Annotated in this window: 20 protein-coding genes and 5 pseudogenes; 15 read left to right on the plus strand and 10 right to left on the minus strand. The window is 51.7% G+C overall.

The genetic code is table 11. The annotated features are described in order from the left end of the window. Positions 1–10 precede the first annotated feature (10 nt). The 6 genes and pseudogenes from lipA to L1889_RS13650 all read right to left on the minus strand — a co-directional run bounded on the left by lipA (position 11) and on the right by L1889_RS13650 (position 4,981). Positions 11–1,012, minus strand: a complete 1,002-nt coding sequence (gene lipA, locus L1889_RS13625) for a lipoyl synthase (protein WP_238665558.1) — start codon at positions 1,010–1,012, stop codon at positions 11–13. Positions 1,013–1,165: 153 nt separating this feature from the next. Next, positions 1,166–1,848: pseudogene (gene lipB, locus L1889_RS13630) on the minus strand (lipoyl(octanoyl) transferase LipB). Positions 1,849–1,872: 24 nt separating this feature from the next. After that, a pseudogene (locus tag L1889_RS13635) lies at positions 1,873–2,141 on the minus strand (DUF493 family protein). Continuing rightward, the gene (locus L1889_RS13640; RefSeq protein WP_238665559.1) at positions 2,141–3,013 is read right to left on the minus strand and encodes a D-amino acid aminotransferase; all 873 of its coding nucleotides are present in this window, start codon (positions 3,011–3,013) and stop codon (positions 2,141–2,143) included. The pseudogene L1889_RS13635 and the gene L1889_RS13640 overlap by 1 nt, the downstream one beginning before the upstream one ends. A gap of 67 nt (positions 3,014–3,080) precedes the next feature. Beyond that, the gene (locus L1889_RS13645; protein ID WP_238665560.1) at positions 3,081–4,298 is read right to left on the minus strand and encodes a D-alanyl-D-alanine carboxypeptidase family protein; all 1,218 of its coding nucleotides are present in this window, start codon (positions 4,296–4,298) and stop codon (positions 3,081–3,083) included. A 38-nt stretch (positions 4,299–4,336) separates the two neighbouring features. Then, positions 4,337–4,981, minus strand: a complete 645-nt coding sequence (locus L1889_RS13650) for an alpha/beta hydrolase (RefSeq protein ID WP_238665561.1) — start codon at positions 4,979–4,981, stop codon at positions 4,337–4,339. A gap of 81 nt (positions 4,982–5,062) precedes the next feature. On the opposite strand from L1889_RS13650, the gene L1889_RS13655 reads away from it, so the two are divergent. The 5 genes and pseudogenes from L1889_RS13655 to L1889_RS13675 all read left to right on the plus strand — a co-directional run bounded on the left by L1889_RS13655 (position 5,063) and on the right by L1889_RS13675 (position 9,066). After that, complete coding sequence (locus tag L1889_RS13655) at positions 5,063–5,929, plus strand: biotin--[acetyl-CoA-carboxylase] ligase (protein WP_238665562.1); 867 nt, start codon at positions 5,063–5,065, stop codon at positions 5,927–5,929. Between the two features lie 13 nt (positions 5,930–5,942). Continuing rightward, positions 5,943–6,767, plus strand: a complete 825-nt coding sequence (locus tag L1889_RS13660) for a type III pantothenate kinase (RefSeq protein ID WP_238665563.1) — start codon at positions 5,943–5,945, stop codon at positions 6,765–6,767. A gap of 269 nt (positions 6,768–7,036) precedes the next feature. Then, the gene (gene galU / locus L1889_RS13665) at positions 7,037–7,867 is read left to right on the plus strand and encodes a UTP--glucose-1-phosphate uridylyltransferase GalU (RefSeq protein ID WP_238665564.1); all 831 of its coding nucleotides are present in this window, start codon (positions 7,037–7,039) and stop codon (positions 7,865–7,867) included. A gap of 249 nt (positions 7,868–8,116) precedes the next feature. Beyond that, positions 8,117–8,325, plus strand: a pseudogene (locus L1889_RS13670) (cold-shock protein). A 582-nt stretch (positions 8,326–8,907) separates the two neighbouring features. Beyond that, on the plus strand, positions 8,908–9,066 hold the full coding sequence (locus tag L1889_RS13675; protein WP_238665565.1) for an alpha/beta fold hydrolase: 159 nt from the start codon (positions 8,908–8,910) through the stop codon (positions 9,064–9,066). A 50-nt stretch (positions 9,067–9,116) separates the two neighbouring features. Here the strand turns inward: L1889_RS13675 and L1889_RS13680 are convergent, their stop codons facing one another. Both L1889_RS13680 and waaC read right to left on the minus strand, forming a co-directional pair. Continuing rightward, entirely contained in the window at positions 9,117–10,439 is a 1,323-nt protein-coding gene (locus L1889_RS13680) for a 3-deoxy-D-manno-octulosonic acid transferase (protein ID WP_238665566.1), read from the minus strand. A gap of 51 nt (positions 10,440–10,490) precedes the next feature. Beyond that, entirely contained in the window at positions 10,491–11,471 is a 981-nt protein-coding gene (gene waaC / locus L1889_RS13685; RefSeq protein WP_238665567.1) for a lipopolysaccharide heptosyltransferase I, read from the minus strand. Between the two features lie 249 nt (positions 11,472–11,720). Here waaC and L1889_RS13690 point away from each other — a divergent pair, with 249 nt between their 5' ends. From L1889_RS13690 to L1889_RS13720, 7 genes and pseudogenes are all read left to right on the plus strand, one after another. Further along, entirely contained in the window at positions 11,721–12,629 is a 909-nt protein-coding gene (locus L1889_RS13690; RefSeq protein ID WP_238665568.1) for a LysR family transcriptional regulator, read from the plus strand. A 233-nt stretch (positions 12,630–12,862) separates the two neighbouring features. Then, a pseudogene (locus L1889_RS13695) lies at positions 12,863–13,920 on the plus strand (TRAP transporter substrate-binding protein). Between the two features lie 80 nt (positions 13,921–14,000). Continuing rightward, positions 14,001–14,624: a TRAP transporter small permease subunit gene (locus tag L1889_RS13700; RefSeq protein WP_238665569.1), complete on the plus strand. Its 624-nt coding sequence runs from the start codon at positions 14,001–14,003 to the stop codon at positions 14,622–14,624. Then, a complete protein-coding gene (locus L1889_RS13705) occupies positions 14,621–15,904 on the plus strand; it encodes a TRAP transporter large permease (RefSeq protein ID WP_238665570.1) in 1,284 nt (427 codons plus the stop codon). Before L1889_RS13700 ends, L1889_RS13705 begins: the two co-directional genes overlap by 4 nt. Positions 15,905–15,934: 30 nt before the next feature. Continuing rightward, a complete protein-coding gene (locus L1889_RS13710) occupies positions 15,935–16,618 on the plus strand; it encodes a DUF2848 domain-containing protein (protein ID WP_238665571.1) in 684 nt (227 codons plus the stop codon). A gap of 61 nt (positions 16,619–16,679) precedes the next feature. Continuing rightward, positions 16,680–18,034: pseudogene (locus L1889_RS13715) on the plus strand (amidase). An 84-nt stretch (positions 18,035–18,118) separates the two neighbouring features. Further along, on the plus strand, positions 18,119–19,078 hold the full coding sequence (locus tag L1889_RS13720; RefSeq protein WP_238665572.1) for a DMT family transporter: 960 nt from the start codon (positions 18,119–18,121) through the stop codon (positions 19,076–19,078). Here the strand turns inward: L1889_RS13720 and fmt are convergent. Further along, complete coding sequence (gene fmt, locus L1889_RS13725) at positions 19,075–20,019, minus strand: methionyl-tRNA formyltransferase (protein ID WP_238665573.1); 945 nt, start codon at positions 20,017–20,019, stop codon at positions 19,075–19,077. The genes L1889_RS13720 and fmt overlap by 4 nt on opposite strands. 10 nt (positions 20,020–20,029) lie before the next feature. Further along, positions 20,030–20,542, minus strand: a complete 513-nt coding sequence (gene def / locus L1889_RS13730; protein ID WP_238665574.1) for a peptide deformylase — start codon at positions 20,540–20,542, stop codon at positions 20,030–20,032. Positions 20,543–20,722: 180 nt separating this feature from the next. Here def and dprA point away from each other — a divergent pair, with 180 nt between their 5' ends. The 3 genes from dprA (at position 20,723) to L1889_RS13745 (ending at position 23,345) form a co-directional block, all read left to right on the plus strand. After that, entirely contained in the window at positions 20,723–21,868 is a 1,146-nt protein-coding gene (dprA, locus tag L1889_RS13735; RefSeq protein ID WP_238665575.1) for a DNA-processing protein DprA, read from the plus strand. A 101-nt stretch (positions 21,869–21,969) separates the two neighbouring features. Next, entirely contained in the window at positions 21,970–22,878 is a 909-nt protein-coding gene (locus tag L1889_RS13740; protein WP_238665576.1) for a hydroxymethylglutaryl-CoA lyase, read from the plus strand. Between the two features lie 140 nt (positions 22,879–23,018). Next, positions 23,019–23,345, plus strand: a complete 327-nt coding sequence (locus L1889_RS13745; RefSeq protein WP_238665577.1) for a hypothetical protein — start codon at positions 23,019–23,021, stop codon at positions 23,343–23,345. Positions 23,346–23,357: the final 12 nt, after the last annotated feature.

The following is a 23,357-nucleotide window of genomic DNA, read 5'->3' on the forward strand; positions in this document are numbered from 1 at the left end:
CTGATTAAACTTAGGACGCCAATGCCGCGGCCTCGGCCTGTTTATCAGCGTGGTATGACGAACGAACCATGGCCCCCACAGCTGCGTGGGTAAAGCCCATCTCGTATGCCGCCGCCTCAAGAGCCTTGAACTGGTCCGGCGTGACATAACGCAACACAGGCAAGTGATGCTCTGAGGGCTGCAGGTACTGCCCGATCGTCAGCATATCTACATTATGCTTACGAAGATCGCGCATCACTTCAAGAATTTCGTCATCGGTCTCGCCCAGCCCAACCATCAGCCCGGATTTAGTCGGGACGTCAGGACGCATTTCCTTAAAGTCGGAGAGCAGTTTCAGCGAATGTTCGTAATCAGCACCGGGCCGCGCCTGTTTGTATAAACGAGGCACAGTTTCCAGATTATGATTCATCACATCGGGTGGTGAATCACGCAAGATCTCAAGGGCTTTTGCGAGTCGGCCGCGAAAGTCCGGAACCAGAACTTCGATAGAGGTATTAGGTGAATGACTGCGTATTTCGCCTATGCATTCGGCGAAATGCGCCGCCCCGCCATCGCGCAAATCATCGCGGTCAACCGACGTAACCACCACATAAGACAGTCTCATTTTGCCAATCGCGGCCGCTAAATTGCGGGGCTCGTCCTGATCCAGCGGGTCGGGGCGACCATGGCCCACATCACAGAAGGGACAGCGACGGGTACATTTCTCGCCCATGATCATGAATGTGGCGGTTCCGTTACCGAAACACTCGCCAATATTAGGGCATGTAGCTTCTTCACAAACACTGAATAAATTGCTCTCACGCAAAATACGCTTGATGTCGTGAAACTTAGAATTGGGCGCCGCTGCCTTCACACGGATCCACTCTGGCTTTTTCAGACGTTCGGTCTGGACCACCTTAATCGGAATACGCGATGTTTTCGCTTCAGCAGTTTGCTTGGCCGAAGCGTCGTAGACCTCACGGGGTCGTACAGTTGGCTTGCGTTCAACAGAGGTATCAACGGTAGAGGTCATAAGCTCGAATACAACGGCCAAACGTGTTGGCAAAATTAGAATTAGATAATTGTACGGGTGCTCAGCGGTAGCGGCTAGGGGCATTTAGATAATGACAGTATGCACACTACCCATTGCCCGATGCCCGAATTAACGCCCTGAGCAGGATCCTGCTTAACCAGCCTGCGTGGCGACAGCCAGTTCCAGTCGTTGAGAAAAAGCCTGCACAAGCTTTTTCGATAAGAGGTCGCCTACTTTCGCTACCGTGCCGGAAACGCCACAGCGCCTTAAGTCAGTGGTCTCGAGCCCCTGAAAACCGCAGGGATTGATTCCCGAGAATGGACTTAAATCCATATCTACATTTAAAGACAACCCATGATAACAGCGGCCATTTCGTACCTTTATGCCTAAGGCCGCAATCTTGACGAATTCGTCGGCATCGCAGCTTACCCCGATCTGTGCGTGTGCAGGTACGTACACGCCTGGCGCTCCGGGTTTTCTGCAAGCCTGGGGCAAGCCCAACTCGCCCAGCGCTTCAAGCAGCGCCGACTCTAGTAATGATACATACTCTTTGACGTAGATGCCCATACGTCGAAGATCTACCAAGCAATAAGCAACTAGCTGCCCGGGACCATGGTAGGTTACTTGCCCCCGCGGTCTGTTTTTACCAACGGAATATCTTTAGGGTTTAAAACATGCTCGGGTAAGCCCGCCTGGCCCAGCGTATAGACAGGCGAGTGTTGCAGTAGCCAAATTTCGTCTGCACTCTCGTCGTGCCGGCTATCGGTATACTCACGCATCGCCTGCCAGATTGGCTGATAGTCGACCTGTCCTGCTAACCAGCGCACTTCTATCATGACACCTCCAGGCCCTGAACCGCCTTATAAAACAATGGACACCAAAGGATGGCCATGTAAGGCTCGGTACAGATTATCAAGCTGTTCACGAGAGGTAGCGGTAACCCTGAAGGTGAGACCTACATAATTCCCCCTTTGCTGGGGCGAAACTCAACACCACTAGGATCAAAAGTGGGGTCATACTGAAGCACCAGCTCGGTTAGCGTCTGGGCAAACTCAGGCACTGCCTTCCCCATGACTTTGATAGGAAATTCGCTGGGGTATTCGATTAATGAATCTTCAGGACTGATCATTAGTCGTCTCCTAGGGCTGTAATCAAATCATCGTAGCCAGCACGAATTTTTTCGTAGACCGGCCCGGGCACGCCTGTTCCTACAGGCTTGCCATTAAATTGCACGATCGGCAGTACTTCTTTGGTAGCAGAGCTCATCATCAGCTCATCAGCCGTGTTTACCTCGTCTTCAGAGATGGGACGCGCTTCAAACGACACACCGGCTCTCGCCGCTAACTCTTCTAGCAGTCTGTAACGCACGCCTTCCAGAATAAGGTGGTTACGTGGAGGAGCCAGAAGCACCCCATCCCGGACCACCCAAATATTGCAGGAAGCGCCTTCAGTCAGAAAACCATCGCGAAACTGGATGACTTCATCTACGCCGTTTTCTAGCGCAGCTTGTCGCGCCAAAACGTTCCCCAGCAACGAAATCGATTTGATATTGCACATTAGCCAGCGCATATCGTCGATTCTGACGGCGCTTAAGCCATGAACGCGCGACTCCTGGGGTCTGTCAAATGGGGCCACCATACAAAATACTGTAGGTTTGGTGTTTTCCGGGAACGCATGATCTCGCATGGCCACACCTCGTGTTACCTGGATATAAACGATGCAGTCACGACCACGCCCCGAGCGGGCTAGCATATCCAGCACCAGGCTTTCCCATTCCTGGCGTGACCAGCCTACATCTATTTGTATAGCCGCCAGGCTTCGCTCTAGCCGCGCCAAATGGTCTTCCATTAAAAACGCTTTGCCGTTATAGGCTGGTACGACATCGTAAATGCCATCGCCATACACAAACCCTCGGTCAAGCACCGAGATTTTTGCGTCGGCCAAGCGCACATAGTCGCCGTTCAAGTACACAACATTATCGGGGTCTACGCCTGTAATCATGCTTGATCTCGTCTCTGTTCCGGACCGGGCTCACCGCCCTGGCCCCTTATTAAAAACCGGTGGTTACTTACTCAAACCACATCCGCACTTTATCAACCACCCGGCCGAAAAACCCCGCCTGCGGAACGCTTTGAAGCGCTACCAGCGATTCTTGGCGTAACACCGTACCATCAAGCGTTAAGCTGACGTTACCTACTTTAGCCCCGCTCTCGACAGGAGCAATCAGAGGCTGCGTGTATTCAGCTACAGGCTTTAAATCGGCTGCCCGGCCCCGGGGGACAGTCACAGTAAAAGCAGCGGGTGTGCCCAGGCCAACGGCATCAGACTCGCCTTCCCAAACCCGTGCAGTTACCACCGGCTGGTCTGCACCATAAAGCTCTACAGTCTCAAAGTTCTGGAAGCTCCAGTTTAATAGTTTAAGGCTATTTTCGATGCGAGCCGCATCGTTAGCTGTACCCACAACAACGGAGATGACCCGACGGCCATCGCGCAAGGCAGTGGATACCAGGCAGTAACCTGCGGATTTGGTATGGCCTGTTTTCAATCCGTCTACCGTTGAATCCAACCATAGCAATCGATTGCGGTTAGGCTGCTTGATATTGTTGTACTCGTACTCTTTTTCACTATAGTAGGATAAATACTGGGGAAAACGAGTCACCAGGTTTTGGGCCAGAATTCCCAAATCGCGCACCGTTGTTAAATGGGCGGGGTCTGGCAAGCCGCTGGCATTCACAAAATGCGTGCCGGATAAACCTTGCTTGGCAGCCTCTTCGTTCATTAGCGCCGCAAAAGCATTCTCGCTACCCGCGACAGCTTCGGCCAGCGCCACAGTGGCATCGTTACCCGACTGCACAATTACACCCAGCAACAACTCGTGCACACTTACGTTCGTATTGGGTTTAATGAACATGCGCGAACCTTCGGTTCTCCAGGCGTTTTCAGACACCAGGACCGGTTGGTCCAAAGTCAGGCGACCACTCTCGAGCGCATCAAAAACCAGATACGCTGACATCAACTTGGTTAGCGAGGCTGGCTCTACCTGTTGATTCAAGCCCTGGGCCGCAATGATTTGCCCACTATTGACGTCCAGGCTTAACCAGGCAGTGGCACCCAAAATTGGTACCGGTATCGTTGACATCTGGCCGACCATCTCAATGGCTTCAGGGGTCGGCGCAGACGCTGCGGCATTTGGAGCCTGTGCATTACTTAGAAAGGAAGCACTTGCTAATGCAAGAGCAGCAACGATATACGAGCAGCGAATAGAAAAACGGGAATTTAAAATCATTGACATGCTTTTTTGATGGGTGGCGGCAATAGCGAAGACTACGGTAGCAATCTCAGTTGCTGAGTAACAATATCCCGCAGCTGCACCAGTTTACCGTGGAAAAAGTGCGTAGAGTCAGGTATTACTGTCAGAGCAAGATTTTGAGCGCGAGCAAAATCCATGGCTTCAGACAATGGCACAACCTCGTCTACCTCTCCGTGAACCAAAAAGGTAGCCTCAGGCAGCTCCAGCTCGCGAAAGCGGAATCGCTCTACGGCAGGTCCAGCCAGAATTAACGCTTCAGGTGCACGTGCCTGCTCTTCGGACAACATGGAAGACAGCTGTGCAGCTACAGAAGTTCCAAATGAAAAACCTGCCACTACCCAGTTTCCCGAAGCAATCTCGGGATAGGCTTCTTGAAACTGCTCAACAACGGCATGCATATCGGCGGTTTCACCTACAGCATTATCAAAGCTGCCTTCAGATTTCCCAATACCGCGAAAGTCTGGCCGCACAGCAACCAGCCCCTGCTGCACGCATGCCCGGGCTATGGTGGTAACCACCTTGTTATTACGAGCTCCGCCGTGTAAGGGATGAGGATGCAAAACCAGCGCCCACCCCCGAGGCTCTCCCTCAGGCCAGTCCAGTGCACAATCTACAATGCCGACCTCGCCCTTGAACTGAATGTTTTGAGTACGTGTCATGTCTAAATGCGATAATAAATAAAAACCATATTAACCCGATCTTTTGAGCAGGCCGTCTCATCCCTACAGGGATAATGCTTTATGTCTTACGTACTTCCCCCACTTGGCTCTGCCAATCGAATGGCTTCGCAACTAGAGCAAAGCTTAAACCTCTTTAACCACATTGAATGGGTTGAGCGTACCGACTCAACAAACGGCGACCTCATACAGCGCGCGCGCTCGGGCTCAGGAAGCATCGTACGGCCTTGGCTGCTGGGCGCACACCTGCAAGATCGGGGCCGGGGCCGTGCCGGGCGAACATGGCAAAATCGGGCGGGCTCTCATCTGATGTTCTCATGTGCTTTTGATATTTTTCTGCCAGCCCGTTCCTTGGCAACCTTGTCCCCACTGGCAGGAGTCGCTGCGTGCGAAGCCCTGCGCCGTCTGCTTCCGGCCCGGCATCAAGTCGCACTTGCCCTGAAGTGGCCTAATGACATTTTGTGGTACGGCGCAAAACTCGCCGGCATTCTTACCGAAGTAACCCGTGCCAGCACGGCCCCTAGCAGTGCCGATCACCATGTGGTGGTCATCGGAATTGGAATTAACCTTGATGACGCACGCTCGCTGAGTCAATCGTTAAACCGACAAGTGGCTGATTGGTCTACTGTGTGCCAAGACTGTCCCGACATACAGGCGCACCGGCACGCTGATTTGGTCGCAAATATCGCAAGAGCGTGGTATGAAACCATGAATCAGACTACGGCTTATGGCTTTGACAACCTTAGTAGCCGCTATGCAGAGGTTGATGCATTGTCGGGCCAAAACGTGTCTATCATCGACAATGGGCGTACTCTATACTCGGGCATCGCCAGTGGCATCAACGAAACCGGGCAACTGTTGGTGCGCAGCGCTTTAGGCTGCGAAGCGATATCTGTCGGCGAAGTTTCAGTTCGCCCCACGCATCGATAAGTCGGCCTGAATCATGATTCTGTTAATTGACATGGGTAATACACGGACGAAACTGCGTCTCTTTGAACCCGATGCCTTGACGCACCACTCCGACACGGCTGCCTTTCCTCACAACGAGCTTAATCAGATTACAGATTGGCTCAAGAAGACGCCACGGCTCTCCAAGGTCGCCTACGGCATTAACGTCGTCGACGGCGCCCTGACATCCAGGCTTGAATGCCTGCTGCTGGCTGAAGGGGTGCAGATTCAATGGCTGGACGGTACAACGCCTTACACATCACTTGCCAATTCCTATCAGTCAGCTCAAAAGCTGGGCCCTGATCGATGGTTCAGCGCTATAGGGCTGATCGCCACATTAAGGTTGCCGGCTCAATCGATGATTCACGCAAGCTTCGGGACAGCGACTACAGTAGACACTATCCGTTACGACCCGCAGACTCATCAATATCGCTTTTTAGGTGGTACGATTCTGCCAGGGCCGCTTCTCATGCATCAGTCGCTTGCCTCTCGCACCGCAAACCTCGGGTTTGGCGAGGGTGAGCTAGAGCTGTTTCCTACTGAAACCCGTTCCGCCATCACGACAGGAATTGCTGCAGCACAAACTGGCGCAGTAATGCGTCAATGGTTAGCCACCTATGAACTCGACCGAAAACAGCCTTTATTGATTTGCAGCGGTGGGGGCTGGGATTACGTAGAAACAGCACTAAAATCTGCCCTGCAGCAAGAAAGGCATCTTGCCCCGTTCGACAGCGCCTTATTACAGTGGCGTCTTGCCCCTGCCCTGGACGGTATTGCCGCCATCGCCCGGCAACGACAGAGCAAAGATAGCACCGGTTAGTTTCTTCGTGCCCTGTCTTTAAATTAGAATAGCAGCCATGATATTAAAACGCTTAATTTCAATACCATAAACAATGAAATTCATCGCTTCACTTTGTTTGGCAGCCAATATCGTTGTACTGGCTTATGGACAAGGCTTTTTCGGTACGGCGCCCAGCGAGTTAGGCCGCACAATAAGCCCTACAATACCAGTAAATACAAATACTATTGCGGTAGGCTTACCTCTGCCCGGCAATTAAAAATACTTATTCATTTAGGGTCTTTTACGTCATGAAACCAATTCGCAAAGCCGTATTTCCTGTAGCAGGAATGGGCACCCGTTTTTTACCTGCTACGAAGGCAATGCCTAAGGAAATGTTGCCCGTGGTCGATAAACCATTGATTCAATATGCCGTAGAAGAAGCTATTGCCGCAGGCGTGACTGAATTAATTTTCATTACCGGACGTAACAAGCGTGCCATTGAAGATCACTTCGATAGCAACCCGGAACTTGAAGCCGATCTACAAGGTAAAAACAAACTGGATTTGCTTGAGCGTATCCAAAACATCATTCCTTCGTATGTCAGTTGCATATACACCCGCCAGCCCGCGCCCCTGGGCTTAGGGCACGCTGTGCTTTGCGCAGCGCCTATCGTAGGCAATGAGCCCTTCCTGGTGATGTTGGCCGACGACTTGATTGACGCTACCACTCCAGTGGCTCGCCAGCTCGTCGAAGCCGCACATCAACACAACGGAAGTATCGTAGCAATACAACAGGTTGAGCCTGATGAGACAGACAAATACGGCATCATTTCCGGGCAACGTATTGATACACTCACGACTCATTTGAGTGCTATTGTAGAAAAACCAGCTCCGGCAGATGCGCCTTCAACATCGGCTGTAGTTGGCAGGTACGTACTTGAACCTGAAATATTCGATCATTTGCGTCGCACCCAGGCAGGAGTAGGGGGTGAAATTCAATTGACGGATGGCATTGCTAGCTTATTGAAAGCACGTGATGTATTTGGGTATCAGTACGAAGGAACGCGTTACGATTGTGGTAGTAAATCGGGGTTTTTCAAAGCGACGCTAGAGTTCGGCCGTAAATACCACGGGCTGTAAGCTTGGAGGGGGAAGATGCTAGCAAAGTATTTTAACGAATTTACAATTTCGAATCTTATCCGTATTTACACGGCCTGATTTCACTTGACTACGTCATAGCTCCGTAATACGATAAGAATTGTAGGTTATCAAGTTCGTCGAAAGTTTGATCAATACGGTATTTTAACAATACTCATTGCCCTGATTTTTACACCTTGACAATCTGTTCTTAGAGCAAGTTGCTCGTAATTATCTTAGGGATTGCAAATCATGCAAACAGAAATCGGTATTGTTAAATGGTTCAACAACGAAAAGGGCTTCGGCTTCATCTCCCCGAAAACGGCGGTAAAGATCTATTCGTTCACCACTCAGACATCTTAGGTTCCGGCTACAAATCGCTCGAAGAAAACCAACGTGTTTCTTACGAAGCAGCTCAAGGCCAAAAAGGTCCTCAAGCTAAGTCGGTACAAGTTCTGTAATATTTACAGCGCTAAAGAAAACCCGCCTAACTGGCGGGTTTTTTCGTTTGTACCTTTTGTTGTGAATAAACTGTGTGGCTTCCACAACAACGCCTTATAACTATTTTACTTATACTAATCAAAAAACCTTCTAAATTTTGTTTTCAAGTTAATTCTTAAAATCATAATAAATCACTTAAAAACATTCTTTTTGTATACTTAATATTACGTCTGTTTTAAAGATAAAAACGCAGAAACATAATTAAAAAGAATGTTTTAATTTTAACCTTTATGTAGCCTCCAAGCCGTTGGATGAAACGAATTAGACTTAAGTATCAATAAGCCTAACGCGCAACAATAAGTCCATTTAATGGACTCCCGCTGGCTAGCAAGGTGGACAAGCTATAACATCGTTGTATCGGTAATCATCTTGAGGCTGAATCTGTAAGTCTTGTCTCAGGGCTGTACCCAGCTCATTCCAACGTCGGCCGCACCTATGGCTCACCACTTCGTGAGACGTGAGCTTATGCTTCCAATCTTGGTTTTTACCCTACCTACGATGGAATATGACACTGATTTTCAAAATTTCGTTACGCGCTATGAATGGCACGAAATCTGGGGACGCCGGTTGCCATGTCTGAAACCATGCACAATGGCATCAAAGACAGTCGCTTGTGTATTCTTGACGACGCCAGCCACGTGTCGGTCATCGAACAGCCCATCGCATTTCTCAACGCGGTGACTGGCTTTTTAAATGCCTGATCACCTGCACTAATACCGAATCCGTGGCGTGAGAGCTATATCGAACTTTCTTAATGAAGAATCTCATTAATGCCCGTCACTACGCGCTGCACTGAGCCTGAATGCTTTTGGACCCAATGCAAACCAGCATCGCCCATGCGCTCCTGGCTCTGTCGATCGCCTAACAAGTCGGTAGCAAACTTGATGGCAGCTGCGGCATTGGGTGCCCGATGAGCTGCCCCTTCGTGCAGTGCGTCGGCCACCGCCTGCTCGAAGTTTCGCGTATGAGGGCCTACCACGACCGGTACGCCCAGTGCGCAGGCTTCAATAAAATTTTGCCCGCCTAACGGCGCAAAACTTCCTGCTACGATGGCGACCTGCGCCTGCGCGTAGTACCAGGGCATTTCACCTAAAGTATCGCCAAGGACCACATCGCACTCACGACACAAGGAAATAGCACTGCTGCTGGCGTCTCCCAGGGCCACCAGCTCTGTTCGCCTGCAGGCGACCAGCGTTTCTGCCTGAAGCGACTCAAAAGCTGCATCAAAACGTTCCGGGTGGCGAGGAATTAAATAAAACAGCGTACGTTTTGCCGTGTCTATGTCCATTTGCTGCTCACGTTTTATAAAACGGGCTATGGCTGGAATAAACATAGTGTCTTCGCCCTCACGAGTGCTGGCAATGACGACGACGCGTCGCCCCACCTCAGACATGAACTGACGCCCTCGCTCGACTTGGGCTTGAGGTAACTGCACATCAAATTTAAAGTTGCCTGACACTCGCACGGCCTTTCCTCCCGCTTGCTCCAGACGCTGCGCATCCTGGAGCGTCTGAGCATAGATGGCAGTGAAGCTCGAGTAGGCTCCTCTCATTAAGCTACCTATACGTAAGCTTTGGCGTAAGGAGTGGTCGGAAAAGCGCGCGCTGGCCAAAATCACAGGCAGTTTTGCCTGCCGTGACGCGTACATTAGGTTTGGCCAGACCTCACGCTCGATAATAACGGCTACCAGAGGCCGATGGAATTCAATAAAGCGTCTGCAGGCCCCGGGAAAGTCATAGGGCAACCATTGCAGATGTAATCGCCCCTGGGCAATTTCAGGGGCGAAGGCCCTGGCCCCTTCAGCCCTGCCCGTATACGTAAACTGGGTCAGCAGGACCGTATGGCCCTGAGCCAGCAATGCCGCAACCAGAGGCTGGGCTGCACGCGTTTCACCTAAACTTACTGCATGCACCCAAACAGGCCGCTTCGCCAGCCCTTTACCCCGGTAATAGCCAAAGCGTTTTGCACCCAGAACTTCCCATGAGCCGCCCGACCGTTTGGCGCGCAGAGCCATCCACGCAAGCAGTAATGGCGAAAGCAGGCGTAGCAGAAAAGTATATAAAAAACGGCTCAAGGTTTAAACCAATGGCAAGTGGATGAGAAGTACAGCATTACGCAAATAGCTCTATCCTGGCAAAGACACTTCGGGTTTGATGCTCTCCAGGGCTTGTTCAATAGCACTCAATACCGTTTCTGCCGAGGGTTCGTTGCCCCGCTCACCTAGGCTGGCAGTATAAGCGCTACCCTGCAGAGGTGTACGTACAGGTGTTGAGGCCTTGTAGATGCCTATGGTAGGCCGGCTCAGGCCAGCTGACAAATGCGTCAAGCCGCTATCGAGTCCAACCATGATGGTTGCCCCCGCCAATTGTTCGGCAACGCCCTTCAACGCCATTCGGGGCAACACTTCAGCGTTGGCCCGTCCTGAAATAAGCTCTTCGGCTCGCTGTGTCTCGGAAGGGCTTCCCGACAAAAGCCGGATGGACAACCCACAAGACTGGAGGTAATCAAAGACCTTATGCCAATTATCAACCGCCCAGAGTTTATCGTCACGACTAGCCGATGGCATGATTATGGCATAAGGCTGCACTTGAACCCGTTCGCTAATTGCATGCAAGCCAAAATCCGGCGCTCCGGAAAACTCATAGCCAAAAGCAGCAGCAGCCAGAGTACGCTGACGGATTATCGCTGGCTGCCAGAACTCCACGGTATGCTTCACATTATAAAATAGAGACGCCAACGGCTCGCGAGCCGATTTCCAGTCCAGGCCGTGTCTAATTCCATGCGTCTGCCGCACCAGCCATACTGACTTCATCAAAGCCTGCATATCCAGCACAATGTCGTATTGGCGACTGTCTAAAAAAGCCTTGAGCCTGCGGCGTTCGTCACGTACTTGTCGTGACCACCACTTTTTGCGCCATCGTCGATGGGCTACCTTTATTACATTGCTTACCGCCGGATGCCAAGATGGAATATCCGCAAAAGATTCCTCGGCTATCCAGTCAATCTCGGCATTCGGCACATGCTTGGCAATGTCCGAGATTGCAGGCAGCATATGTACTAGATCACCTAGAGACGATGTTCGTACGATGAGTATTTTGAAAGTCATGGCGGGATTATAGTAGTGAGTCGGTACAAACCGAAGTGCTGATTACGCACGTCCATGCCACACGAAGTGTTCCCGATACAAATTATTAAAGGGCGGTGACAGAGTCCTTTACACATGTAAACCACATTTCCCCGAACTTATAGAGTCATAATGCTTCTACCTAACTGGGCAGTGTATCTGTCTGGTGTGGCATCCTAGTGTGAGGTTTCTGTCCTCCTCTCTTCAACATCCTCCCTCCAATTAGTATTCATGATCGACTTTAAACAAATAGAAGCTTTTGTGTGGGTTGCCGAACTTGGCGGTTTTCGTGCGGCTGCCGAAAAACTCAACACCACACAACCCTCAATTTCCCAACGCATAGCCGGCATGGAAAGCGTTTTGTCTGTGCGCTTGTTCGACCGCGGCGCCCGCGGCATTAAACTTACAGAAAAAGGCCAGGAGCTTTTATCGCATGCGCGTCAGATTCTCGAGATGAGGGCTGAAATGATGCGCGTGGCCAAAGAAGAAAATGCCATACGGGGCACCTTTCGCCTGGGCGTTGCCGAAACCCTGGTACAGACATGGCTGCACTTACTGATTGATGAGCTGCACAAGAAGTACCCGGGACTGGTAGTCGAAATTCACGTCGACACCAGCAGCGTATTGCGTGCTCAGTTAGCTTCGTACCAGATTGACTTGGCCATGCTAGTTGGCGAGGCCCAAGATCCCAAGGAGCACTGCTTGCATTTATGCGATTATGATCTTGCCTGGGTGGCCAGCCCGGAATTAGGACTGCAGGGTCGCAAAATCCAGATTGCCGATCTAGGTGTTTACCCTGTAATCACATACCCCACTGGTAGCCTCCCCTACTGCACAGTCCGCGATTTGTTGCATGTAGCAGGTGTTAAATCTCCACGTATTTATGGCAGTGCATCTTTAAGCACTATCGTGCAAATGACACGTCGCGGAATGGGACCGAGCGTGTTGGCCAAAGTGGTGATAGAAGAAGAGCTAGAGCAAGGAAAACTGTGCCTTCTGGACGTTTCCTCCCCTTTGCCCGCTATACGTTTTTATGCTACCTGGATTGACTCTCCTGACAGTCTTACCGCTAGTATCGTAGCAAAGCTGGCCCAGGAAACTGCCATAAATGCTCAAGACCCTGATAAGTACCGCTTATAACCTTATATAGAAACTAACAATTGGACACTACTTGCCGCATGCGTTGCAATCCATATCACAAACTAAGTGAAGCTGCGAGCGCGCTCAGCGCTACTCCAATCTGTCAGCCACACAATTTCCAGCAGTTGCTTCGCTTTATCTAGTTGAAGCCAAAAAATTAAAGCCTTACATGAGCGATACGCGCCTCACGCGTACTTAACAATTAACTCCACGTTTTCTAAGGAAAATTCTGCATGAAGCGTTTAGTTCTCTCCGCATTTGCCGCCTCGGTCCTATCCGTCTCAGGAGCCTTAGCTGCTCAAGAGGTCGTAAGCGATCTGCCATCTACCAAGCTATCTGTTGTTGGAGGCTTAAGCAATCTCACCGCATATCAAAATGCGGAACAGCCATTCTGGACTAAAACTGTATCCGAGCTCTCCGAAGGCAAGGTAACCGCCGACATCAAAGGCTTTAATGAGATGGGCCTTAAAGGTCCTGAAATTATGCGTTTAGTAGGCCAAGGGGTGATTCCGGTTGGTACGGCAACACTGGCTTACTTTGCCAGCGATAACCCTATCAACGAAGCCATTGACCTGGCTGGCCTGGCTCCTGACATTGAAACCGCCCGCAAACTTACGGACGCGTTCATGCCTGCCTACGAAAAAGCCTACGACAAAAACAACATTAAAGTGCTGGGCATGTCGACCTACCCCGCCCAAGTGCTGTTTTGTAACGGCAACTTCAATGGTTTGGCCGACTTGAAAGGCAAAAAGTACGCACAAGCAGCCGCACACAAGCTGAATTCGTGCAGGCTTTTGGTGGTAACAGCGTGACTATCCCATTTGGTGAGGTCGTACCTGCATTACAAAATGGCGTTGTTGACTGCGCTATTACAGGCTCTTACTCCGGTTACTCAGCCAAGTGGTTTGAAGTCAGCTCCCACTTATACGCTTTGCCTGTGAACTGGAACCAGCAGATTCACGCAGCGAATAAAGCCTACTGGAACAAACTGGATCCCAAGGTACAAGCATTTTTAGAGCAGAACCTTCAAATCATGTACGACGAAATATGGGCTGCAGCAGCTAAAGAAACGCAGGAAGGATACGACTGCAACACTGGCTCGGAGCAGTGCACACAAGAAATCAAAGGAAAAATGACCTTGGTGCAAGCGACTGCTGAAGACCATGAGCTACTGAAAAAAGCCATGGCTGACGTGGTGGTTCCCAAGTGGGCTGAGCGTTGCTCGGCTGAATGCGTGGCTGATTTCAACACCTACCTCAGCCCCATCCTAGGCTTTACTGCGAGCAAATAAGCTTTGCTTGCAGAAGTCGGCCACGTCTGACTTGTGCTGCCCCCACCAAACGGGGGCAGCCTCACCTAACGGTATAGATAATGAACTCCTCCGCACTTCCTCCTACGTTACTGGGCAGGCTTATACTGAATGCCACACGGCTGTCACGCGTTGCAATTTGGATAGCGGGTAGCTTGACCCTGCTCAGTGCCCTCTACATTACGGCCGATGTAATTTGCCGCAAATTTTTTAACTACCCCTTGGGCGGATCTGATGAGCTTTCTGGCTACGCCTTTGCCGTCAGTGTTTCCTGGGCATTAGCATTTGCAACCTTACAACGAGCCAATATTCGTATTGATGCCATCTATCAGCACTTGCCCATACGTGTGGCAGCGCTGGCAGACTGGCTGGCCTTGGTAGGCCTGGCCGTGTTCATTGTCTACTTAACCCGTTATGCCTCAGATGTGGCACTGCAGTCCTGGCAGTCCCAGTCCACAGCAAACACGCTGCTTGGTACACCTTTGTGGATTCCCCAAGCATTGTGGGCCTCAGGTTTTATATGGCTATGTATCGTGCTGGCACTTATGTTGATTCGCTCGTCATTAGCCCTGGCTACCGGCGATTTCAGAACAGTACAAGAGCTTTGCGGTATACGCAGTACAAAAGAAGAGGCCAGCGAAGAAGCTGAAGCAGGAATTCGCATGGTTAAGGGAGACCAGGCATGATCACCACTACCATTGTCCTACTGTTAGTATTCATTGGCATCAGCATACCGGTAGGTGCTGCGCTAGGCCTGATAGGCCTGGTTTTAGACCCCATGTACTCAATGCTCCCATTAACCCGGGCCATGGGCGAGGTGGCATGGGGTAGCAGCAATGAGTTCTTGCTGGTGGCCATTCCACTATTCATTATGCTGGGCGAAATTCTTTTGCGCTCAGGCCTTGCCGAACGCATGTACAACGCGATGAGCCTCTGGCTATCGTGGCTACCCGGCGGACTGATGCATGCCAATATCGGTGCCAGCACCCTGTTTTCAGCAACATCCGGCTCCAGCGTGGCAACAGCCGCCACCGTTGGTACCGTCGCCTTGCCACAAATTGAAAAACATAAATACAACGAACCCCTGTTCCTGGGTAGCCTTGCCGCAGGCGGCACCTTGGGGATTCTCATCCCGCCATCCATTAACCTGGTGCTTTACGGGGTATTAACCAACTCATCCGTTCCCAAGCTCTATCTGGCCGGGATTCTTCCAGGTCTGGGTATGGCTCTGCTGTTTATGGCTGCAATCGCCATCGCCTGCACCTTTAAACCCAGTTGGGGTGGCCAGCGCATTAGCGCAAATTGGTCAGCACGCCTTAAAAGCTTAGGCCACCTGCTGCCACCGCTCGCCATTTTTATTTTAGTCGTAGGCTCCATCTACGCAGGCATGGCGACGCCAACCGAAGCAGCAGCCTTAGGTGTTGTTGGTGCGTTAATACTGGCAGCGTTTTCGGGCCGTCTCAATATCATCATGATACGGGATGTATTAGAAGGCACCATGAAGTCTACCGCCATGATCATGCTGATCGTCATTGGCGCCGCCTTTATGAACTTCATCCTGTCAGCTACCGGCATTACCAACACAATAACGAGCCTGATTACGGATCTTGGCGTGTCACCGATGATGATGCTGCTGATTTTAGTGGTGTTTTATCTGGGTCTGGGTTGCTTCATGGAAACCCTGTCGATGATGATAACGACGATTCCAATCGTCGCACCGGTCATGATCGCCCTGGGCTTTGATCCGATCTGGCTGGGTATCGTCATCATCATTTTAATGGAAGTGGCTCTTATCACGCCTCCAGTGGGACTAAACCTGTTCGTCGTTCAAAGCCTGCGTACTAGCGGCAGCATGAATGATGTCATGGTCGGCAGCATACCGTTTGTCCTGATGCTGCTGTTGATGGTCGTATTACTGGCCGTGTTCCCTGGCATTGCTCTGTGGTTACCCCAAAACTTTGGCTAATCCATTCTGATATCGATTTAATTAACGACTATGCAACTTACTTTTACCCTACATCGCCTGGATCATACCGAAATTGTTGACGCTGACTTCAGCCACTGCATTATTGCAGGCTGGGCCGGACGCGACATGGCTGCAATCGAGCACCATATTGAAGAGCTCGCCGAGCTGGGTGTGCCGCGTCCTAGTGCCGTGCCCTTGTACTATCGTGTAGCGGCTAATCAGCTAAGTCAGGAGTCCGGTATCCAGGCCGTTGGAGCCAGCTCATCTGGCGAGGCGGAGGTCTTTGTTTTCAGCCATGGTGGCGAACTGCTGGTCAGCCTTGCCTCAGATCACACTGATCGTGACCTGGAAGCGCACAGCGTGGCCTTGTCAAAACAAATTTGCGCCAAGCCCGTTGCCAAAGAAGCCTGGTTATTTGCCGACGTAGCGAATCACTGGGATGAGCTGATCCTGAAATCATGGATTATTGAAGATGGCAAAGAAGTTCTCTACCAAGACGGTCCTCTTAGCAGCCTGCAGAATCCTCTGAAGCTGATTAAAGATCATTTCGGACAAGACGCAATTCCTGCAGGAACCGGAATGACATGCGGTACAGTTGGTGCTATTGGGGGCATACGTCCTTCGGCTACCTTCATCATGGAATTGTACGATCCTCATCTAGAACGTAGTATTCGTCATCGCTACGAACTCGACGTTCTTCCCGAAATCGCTTGAATCTGAATACCGACCCGCCTTAAGCGGGTCGCTCTACATCGAAAACGGAGAATCCACGGCTATGCTTCCCACCATTACTGAATTACAACGCGCTCTTGATAGCGGAGAAACCACTTCGTATGCGCTGACATCTGCTGCCCTGCAACGCATAGACGCCCCTGAGGGGCAAGGCAGCGTAACGTTTCTTAAGGTCTATCACGAGCAGGCGCTAGCCGCAGCCAAAGCCTCCGACATATTGCGTAGTGTTGGCCTCAAGCGCTCATTGCTTGAAGGGCTGCCTATCTCGATCAAAGATCTCTTTGACAAACAGGGCGACGTCACACGTGGTGGTTCTGTTGTACTGAATGGCGCTCCTGAAGCCGAAGAGAATGCACTGCTGGTACAACGCCTGCTTGACGCGGGCGCGATCATCATTGGCCGCACCAACATGACTGAATTCGCGTTTTCCGGTCTAGGCATTAATCCGCACTATGGCACCCCTCACTCGTTGTGGGATTCTGGAAACCGCCGCATCCCCGGCGGATCATCATCCGGTGCTGGCGTATCCGTCGCCGAAGGCATGGCAGTAGCCGCCATTGGCACAGACACGGGCGGATCGATTCGTATTCCCTCGGCCTTTTGTGGCCTGACCGGCTTTAAACCAACTGCCGACCGCATCCCTACTGACGGGGTGATGCCATTATCCGACAGCCTGGATTCCAGCGGGCCACTGGCCTTGTCAGTAGAGTGTTGCGCCATTGTTGATGCCGTATTAAGTGGTGAGAGCTACGTTGCTCCTGCTGCCATCCCACTGACTCAACTGCGTTTTGCGGTCCCAAGCAATTTTGTATTTGATGGCATCGAAGCGCCAGTATCAGAAGCGTTCGATCGGGCCATAGCTGCTATAGAAGCTTCTGGTGCCATAGTCGAACACATTGAAATCCCTGAGTTCAGCGAACTCCCTTATATCAATCGCTTAGGTGGTTTTGTATGCGCGGAAGCCTGGGGCCATCATCGTGAGTTAATCGAAGACCTCTACGATCAATACGACCCTCGCGTTGCCTCTCGTATCAAGCGTGGCCAAGAGCAAAACGTAGCTGACTACCTTGAGCTACAACGCACACGAGAAACGTGGGTTTATGCCGTAGAGAGCCAGCTTGCTGCTTACGATGCCGTACTTATGCCCACAGTACCCGTTGTGGCACCAACTATTGACGAACTGAGCGCATCCGATGATAGCTATTTTGCCGCCAATGGACTCATTTTACGCAATGCTACGCTCATCAACTTTCTGAACGGTTGTGCCTTGTCCTTGCCATGCCACCACGAAGGTGAGCCCCCGTCGGCTTAATGGTCGCCGCTCCAGCCATGCATGACCACCACCTGCTTAATGTAGGCTCAGCAATTGAAGCAGTTTTAGGGGCAGCGCGTCCGTAATCGCCTATCATGAATGGGCGTGAGCCTGGCTCTTTTCTGCCACGCTCACGCCTGCCTTCATGACATTGCGTTTGGAGTATGAAAATGCCATTAAAGTCCCACCCACCAGGTGGTCACCCCTCTTCAGCCCCGGCTGCTACGGGCAAGGCTCTCGGCAACCCCGTCTATGGCATTCTTATTCTCATCTTGTCCTCATGGGCACTATCGACTCTGGACGCCGGAGGAAAATGGGTAATGGGGGTCGGAGTACCCCTGCTATTCTTGTGCTGGGTACGCTATGTCGTACATTTGGCCTTGGTGCTGGCTCTGGTGCTGCCTGGCAAGGGCTTTGGCATCTTCAAAACCAAACGCCCGAAAGCCCAGATGTTGCGCGGTATGGTCATGCTGCTGGCAACATTCAGCTTCTTCACCGCGCTCAGCTACCTTCCTCAGGCCGAAGCAACGGCCATTAATTTTCTGGCGCCCCTGATTGTGCTTTCTATCGCACCATGGCTGCTAAAAGAAGCGCCCCGGGTTTCCAGATGGGTCGCAGCCGCCATTGGTTTTTTAGGGGTAATCGTTATTATCCGCCCTGGTGCAGGCTTAGACCCGGTCGGCGTGGCATTTGGTTTGATTACGGCCTCGATGTTCGCAATACAGTTCATTACGACCCGTCAGGTGGCAATTGATAACTCGCTGACCACACTCGTCTGGAGTGGACTAATGGGCACGATCATCACCTCGGTGCTACTGCCTTTTAATCTTGATGTGATTTTGCCCATTGCGAAACAGCTCAGCGCATTCGAGTGGCTGATTCTTTGCTCTACCGGTTTTTGGGGCTGCCTGGGCCACCTGCTTCAGATCCAGGCTTATCAGCGGGCGGCTGCTTCGATGCTGGCACCTTTCGCTTACCTGCAGATCGTCAGTGCTGCCGCATTAGGCTGGCTGGTATGGGGGCATTTCCCTGATGCCCTGACCTGGGTAGGGATCGCCATTGTCTGCGGCAGCGGTATTGTCATTGGCTTTATCGAGTGGCAACGGCAGACCCGTACACTTAGCGCTTAAAGCTCTGCTTGCCACCCTGCAATGAAACTACTGACAGGCTGGCGTTTACTGCCGGGGCGCTGGAGCTCGAGAATGCGCAACACGCCATCGCCAGTTGCCACGTCAATGCCATCAGCGCTAATTGCCACGATAGAACCGGGCTCCTTAGTCGCATCGTGTGCAAGCACACTGGCCGCCCAGACTTTAACCTGGCCATCTATGCCAGGCAGCTCGAATGTTGAGCCCGGAACAGGGTTGAACGCACGAATTCGTCGGGCCAGTTCACCTGCGCTGCGAGAAAAATCAAGCGGCGATTCGCTCTTGGCGAGCTTTTCAGCGTAAGTGACGCCTTCGGCAGGCTGAGACGTAGAACGAAGCTCGTTCTGCTCCAGCTTGGCAAGGGCCTCTACAATGCTTTGGGCACCGAGTTCTGCCAACTCATCGTGCAACAGAGCCGCCGTATGCGACTGACTAATAGGCAACGTACGTGTCCACAGCATAGCCCCGGTATCCAGACCCTCATCCATTTGCATGATCGTGATGCCGGTTTCAGTGTCGCCAGCATCAATGGCTCGCTGTATAGGCGCCGCTCCCCTCCAGCGAGGCAATAGGCTTGCATGAATATTCAAGCAGCCGTGTTTAGGTAACTCAAGCACCCAGGCTGGCAAGATCAAGCCATAAGCGGCCACCACCATCGCATCAGCCTGCAGGCTAGTCAACAACTGCTGGCATTCTGCTGCATCTTCAGGATACTTTCCTTCGAGACGCAAACTACGCGGCTGCGAAACTGGAATTTCACGATCGAGAGCCTCTTGTTTGACAGGGCTTGGGCGCATCTTCATGCCTCGTCCTGAAGGACGGTCTGGCTGCGTCATGACCAAAGGCACGTCATGGCCAGCATCAAGCAAGGCAACAAGCGCCTGCCGGGCAAACTCGGGGGTACCCGCAAAAATAATACGCATAATTACCAGGTCAGGCTTTGAGGGCTTCGCGCTGCTGCTTGCGAATACGTGTGCGGATTCGTTCACGCTTCAGAACGGATAAATACTCGACGAACACTTTGCCTAACAAATGATCAAGTTCGTGCTGCACGCAAACCGCTAATAAGCCCTCGGCATCGAACTCGAAGGATTCGCCCTTTTCATTCAAGGCACGTACGGTAATCTGCGCAGATCGCTCTACTTTATCGTACACACCCGGCACAGAGAGACAACCTTCTTCGTAGACTTGCAGCTCGTCGCTGCGCCAGGTGATTTCAGGGTTAATCAGAACCAGAAGGTCGTCACCATCTTCAGAAATATCAATGACCACAACGCGCTCGTGCACATCAACCTGCGTGGCCGCCAGCCCGACACCGGGCGCGGCGTACATGGTCTCGGCCATATCAGCGACCAACTGACGAATACGGTCATCCACCACCTGCACAGGTTTTGCCACCGTATGCAAACGGGGATCTGGATAGTGAAGAATTGGGAGCAAAGCCATGGTAAAAATCCGGAAAAGCAGTGAATCTATATAATAAAACAATTAGAGGGACCTATATACTCTTGCCCCCTGAAGGCGTGCCATTAAAACAAAAACCTGAGAGCGGCTGCGTTAATCACAATAGGCAGATAAGTCACGTTATTGAATGCAGGCCACAGCTTTTGTGCCACACTTAAGACTATGTCCAACTTATTAAATGAAACTGAATTAGCAAGCTGGTTACGGCTGTCGCTAGAACCCGAACTTGGCCCGGCTCAAGCGCGACTGTTATTAGCGCACTTTGGCTTGCCTCAAGATATTTACTCGCAATCAGTTTCCGCTTTAGCTAAGTTTTTGCCGCATAATCTGGCAGCGCAATTAAAGGCTGGCCCAAGCGACGCTTTGACAGCGCAAATCGAACGCAGTATAGATTGGGCTGCCCTTGAAGGTAACGCTATTTTAAGCTTAGCTGACGAAAGTTATCCACAAGCCCTTTTAGATAGCCATGATCCCCCCTTGCTTTTGTACGCAAAGGGCAACATAAAGCTTCTAAATACACCTGGTTTGGCAATGGTTGGGGCCAGAAGTTCCACCGCAGCTGGCAATGAAAACGCCTTTGCCTTTGCTCAGCACCTTAGCGCCCAAGGCTGGACTATCATTAGTGGCCTCGCAACAGGCATTGATGCCGCGGCACACAAAGGTAGCCTGGCCGCCAATAATCCGCAGGCAAGCACTATCGCTGTGCTGGGCACCGGCATTGACATCGTGTATCCGGCTGCCAACCGCGAGCTGGCTCACTCTATCGCCGGGCAGGGTCTGCTGATTAGCGAATTTCCGTTAGGCTCCAAGGCCCTGCACTTTCACTTTCCCAAACGAAATCGCATTGTGGCGGGCTTAGCCAATGGGGTGCTGGTGGTAGAAGCAGCGTTAAAAAGCGGCTCGCTCATCACCGCCAGGCTTGCCAGCGAAATGGGACGCGAAGTTTTTGCAATTCCGGGGTCTATACATTCGCCTTTGTCTAAGGGGTGTCACCAACTGATACGTCAAGGCGCCAAACTGGTAGAGTCCGCTGACGATATTAATGACGAATTAAAGAACGTGGTGCTGACTGCAAAAACTCTACTTCCGGCCAAAGACACGCCGCTCTCGGCAGAAATGCCCAGCCTTGCCCCCCATCAACAACGTGTTCTGGATGCTTTAGGCTACGACGCCATATCACCAGATTTATTGCAGCAGCGCACACAGCTGGACATTGCCAGCCTGGCTTCCGCCATTGTCGAGCTTGAGCTCGCTGGTCTCATCGAGCAACTAAGCACCGGCTATTATCAGCGCTTAACAAGACAATAGCCACCCACTATACAATAGCAAAAACCCCCACTGGATTAGCATGGCGGCTACCTGTCAGCCTGGCCATCTTATATAGAGTTCACTGTCTAGAGTTCACTGTCATGTCCTTACCCGAACGCGTAAAATTAGTCGAAGTCTCTCCCCGGGATGGTCTTCAAAACGAAGCTGACTTTGTCGATACCGCGATCAAAGTCGAGCTTATCAATCGCTTGGCAAACGCGGGGTTCAGCAACATCGAGTCCGCCTCCTTCGTGTCCCCGAAATGGGTGCCGCAAATGGCCGACGGCAACGCGGTCATGCAAGGTATTAGCCGGCTTCCCAACACCATTTACTCCGCCCTGACACCCAACCTGCGCGGCTATGACGATGCCATTGCCAGCGGCGTTAACGAAGTGGTTATATTTGCTGCTGCAAGCGAAGCTTTTTCGCAGCGCAATATCAATTGCAGTATCGCCGAGTCGATGTCGCGCTTTGAGTCCGTCGCCAAAGCAGCTCAACGTGATGGCTTGCGTTTACGCGGCAGCATCAGCTGCGCCTTGGGCTGCCCCTATCAGGGGCAGGTACCCGAGTCGGCCGTTCTTGATGTAGTCAAACGCATGCAAGACCTCGGAGTAGTCGAATTCGACATCGCCGATACCATCGGTGTTGGCACTGCAGGGCAAGTTGCCAGCCTGATGTCTGCAGTCGCTCGCGTCGTTCCTATTGCCCAGGTGGCCGGGCATTTTCATGATACGTATGGGCAAGCCTTGGCAAACATTTACGCTTCCTTGCAGGTAGGTGTCACCATTTATCACGCATCGGTGGCAGGTCTTGGCGGTTGCCCTTACGCCAAAGGCGCCACGGGCAATGTCGCTACGGAAGATGTGCTGTACCTGCTGAATGGCTTGGGCATTCATACAGGCGTCGACTTTAATGCTGTTGTAGAAACTGGTCAGTGGGTCTCTCAGCAGCTAGGGAAAAAATCCGTCAGTCGTGCAGGAAATGCCATTGCAGCCAAAGCCTCTACTTAATTATGTATTCTCCTAGCAAAGAAGAACACGAAGCCCTGCTAACTGAACTGGCGCCCTTGCCTGTGCAGGGCCGGTCCTGGCCAAAACCAGTTGCGATTGCCGCCTGCATTATCATGGCAGTAATAGGAATACGGCTAATCATGACTGCCACCTCAGAAACCGGACAGCTGGCAAGCCCGTACGTCATTGCTGCCATCGTTTTCAGCTACGCGGGCCTTATCACCATCAGCTGGTTCATGCTCGTCGGCCGCACTACGGTTAATGATTCAGGCATACAGCAGCAATGGGTCATGCGCCGTGAAATCACCTGGGAGGAAATTCGCTTTGCGAAATTTGTACCTTTATTGTTTTCCAAGCGTTTAATCTGCTTTCCGACACGAGGCCGGCCTGTGGTGTTTCAAGGCGGCTCCAAAGAACTGCAAATCGCCTTTGCGCGGATTTCACTGGTGTATAAAAACCGAGCCTGATCTTCAGGTGTA

Source organism: Paenalcaligenes niemegkensis (genome assembly GCF_022230885.1).
Lineage (GTDB): Bacteria > Pseudomonadota > Gammaproteobacteria > Burkholderiales > Burkholderiaceae_B > Paenalcaligenes > Paenalcaligenes niemegkensis.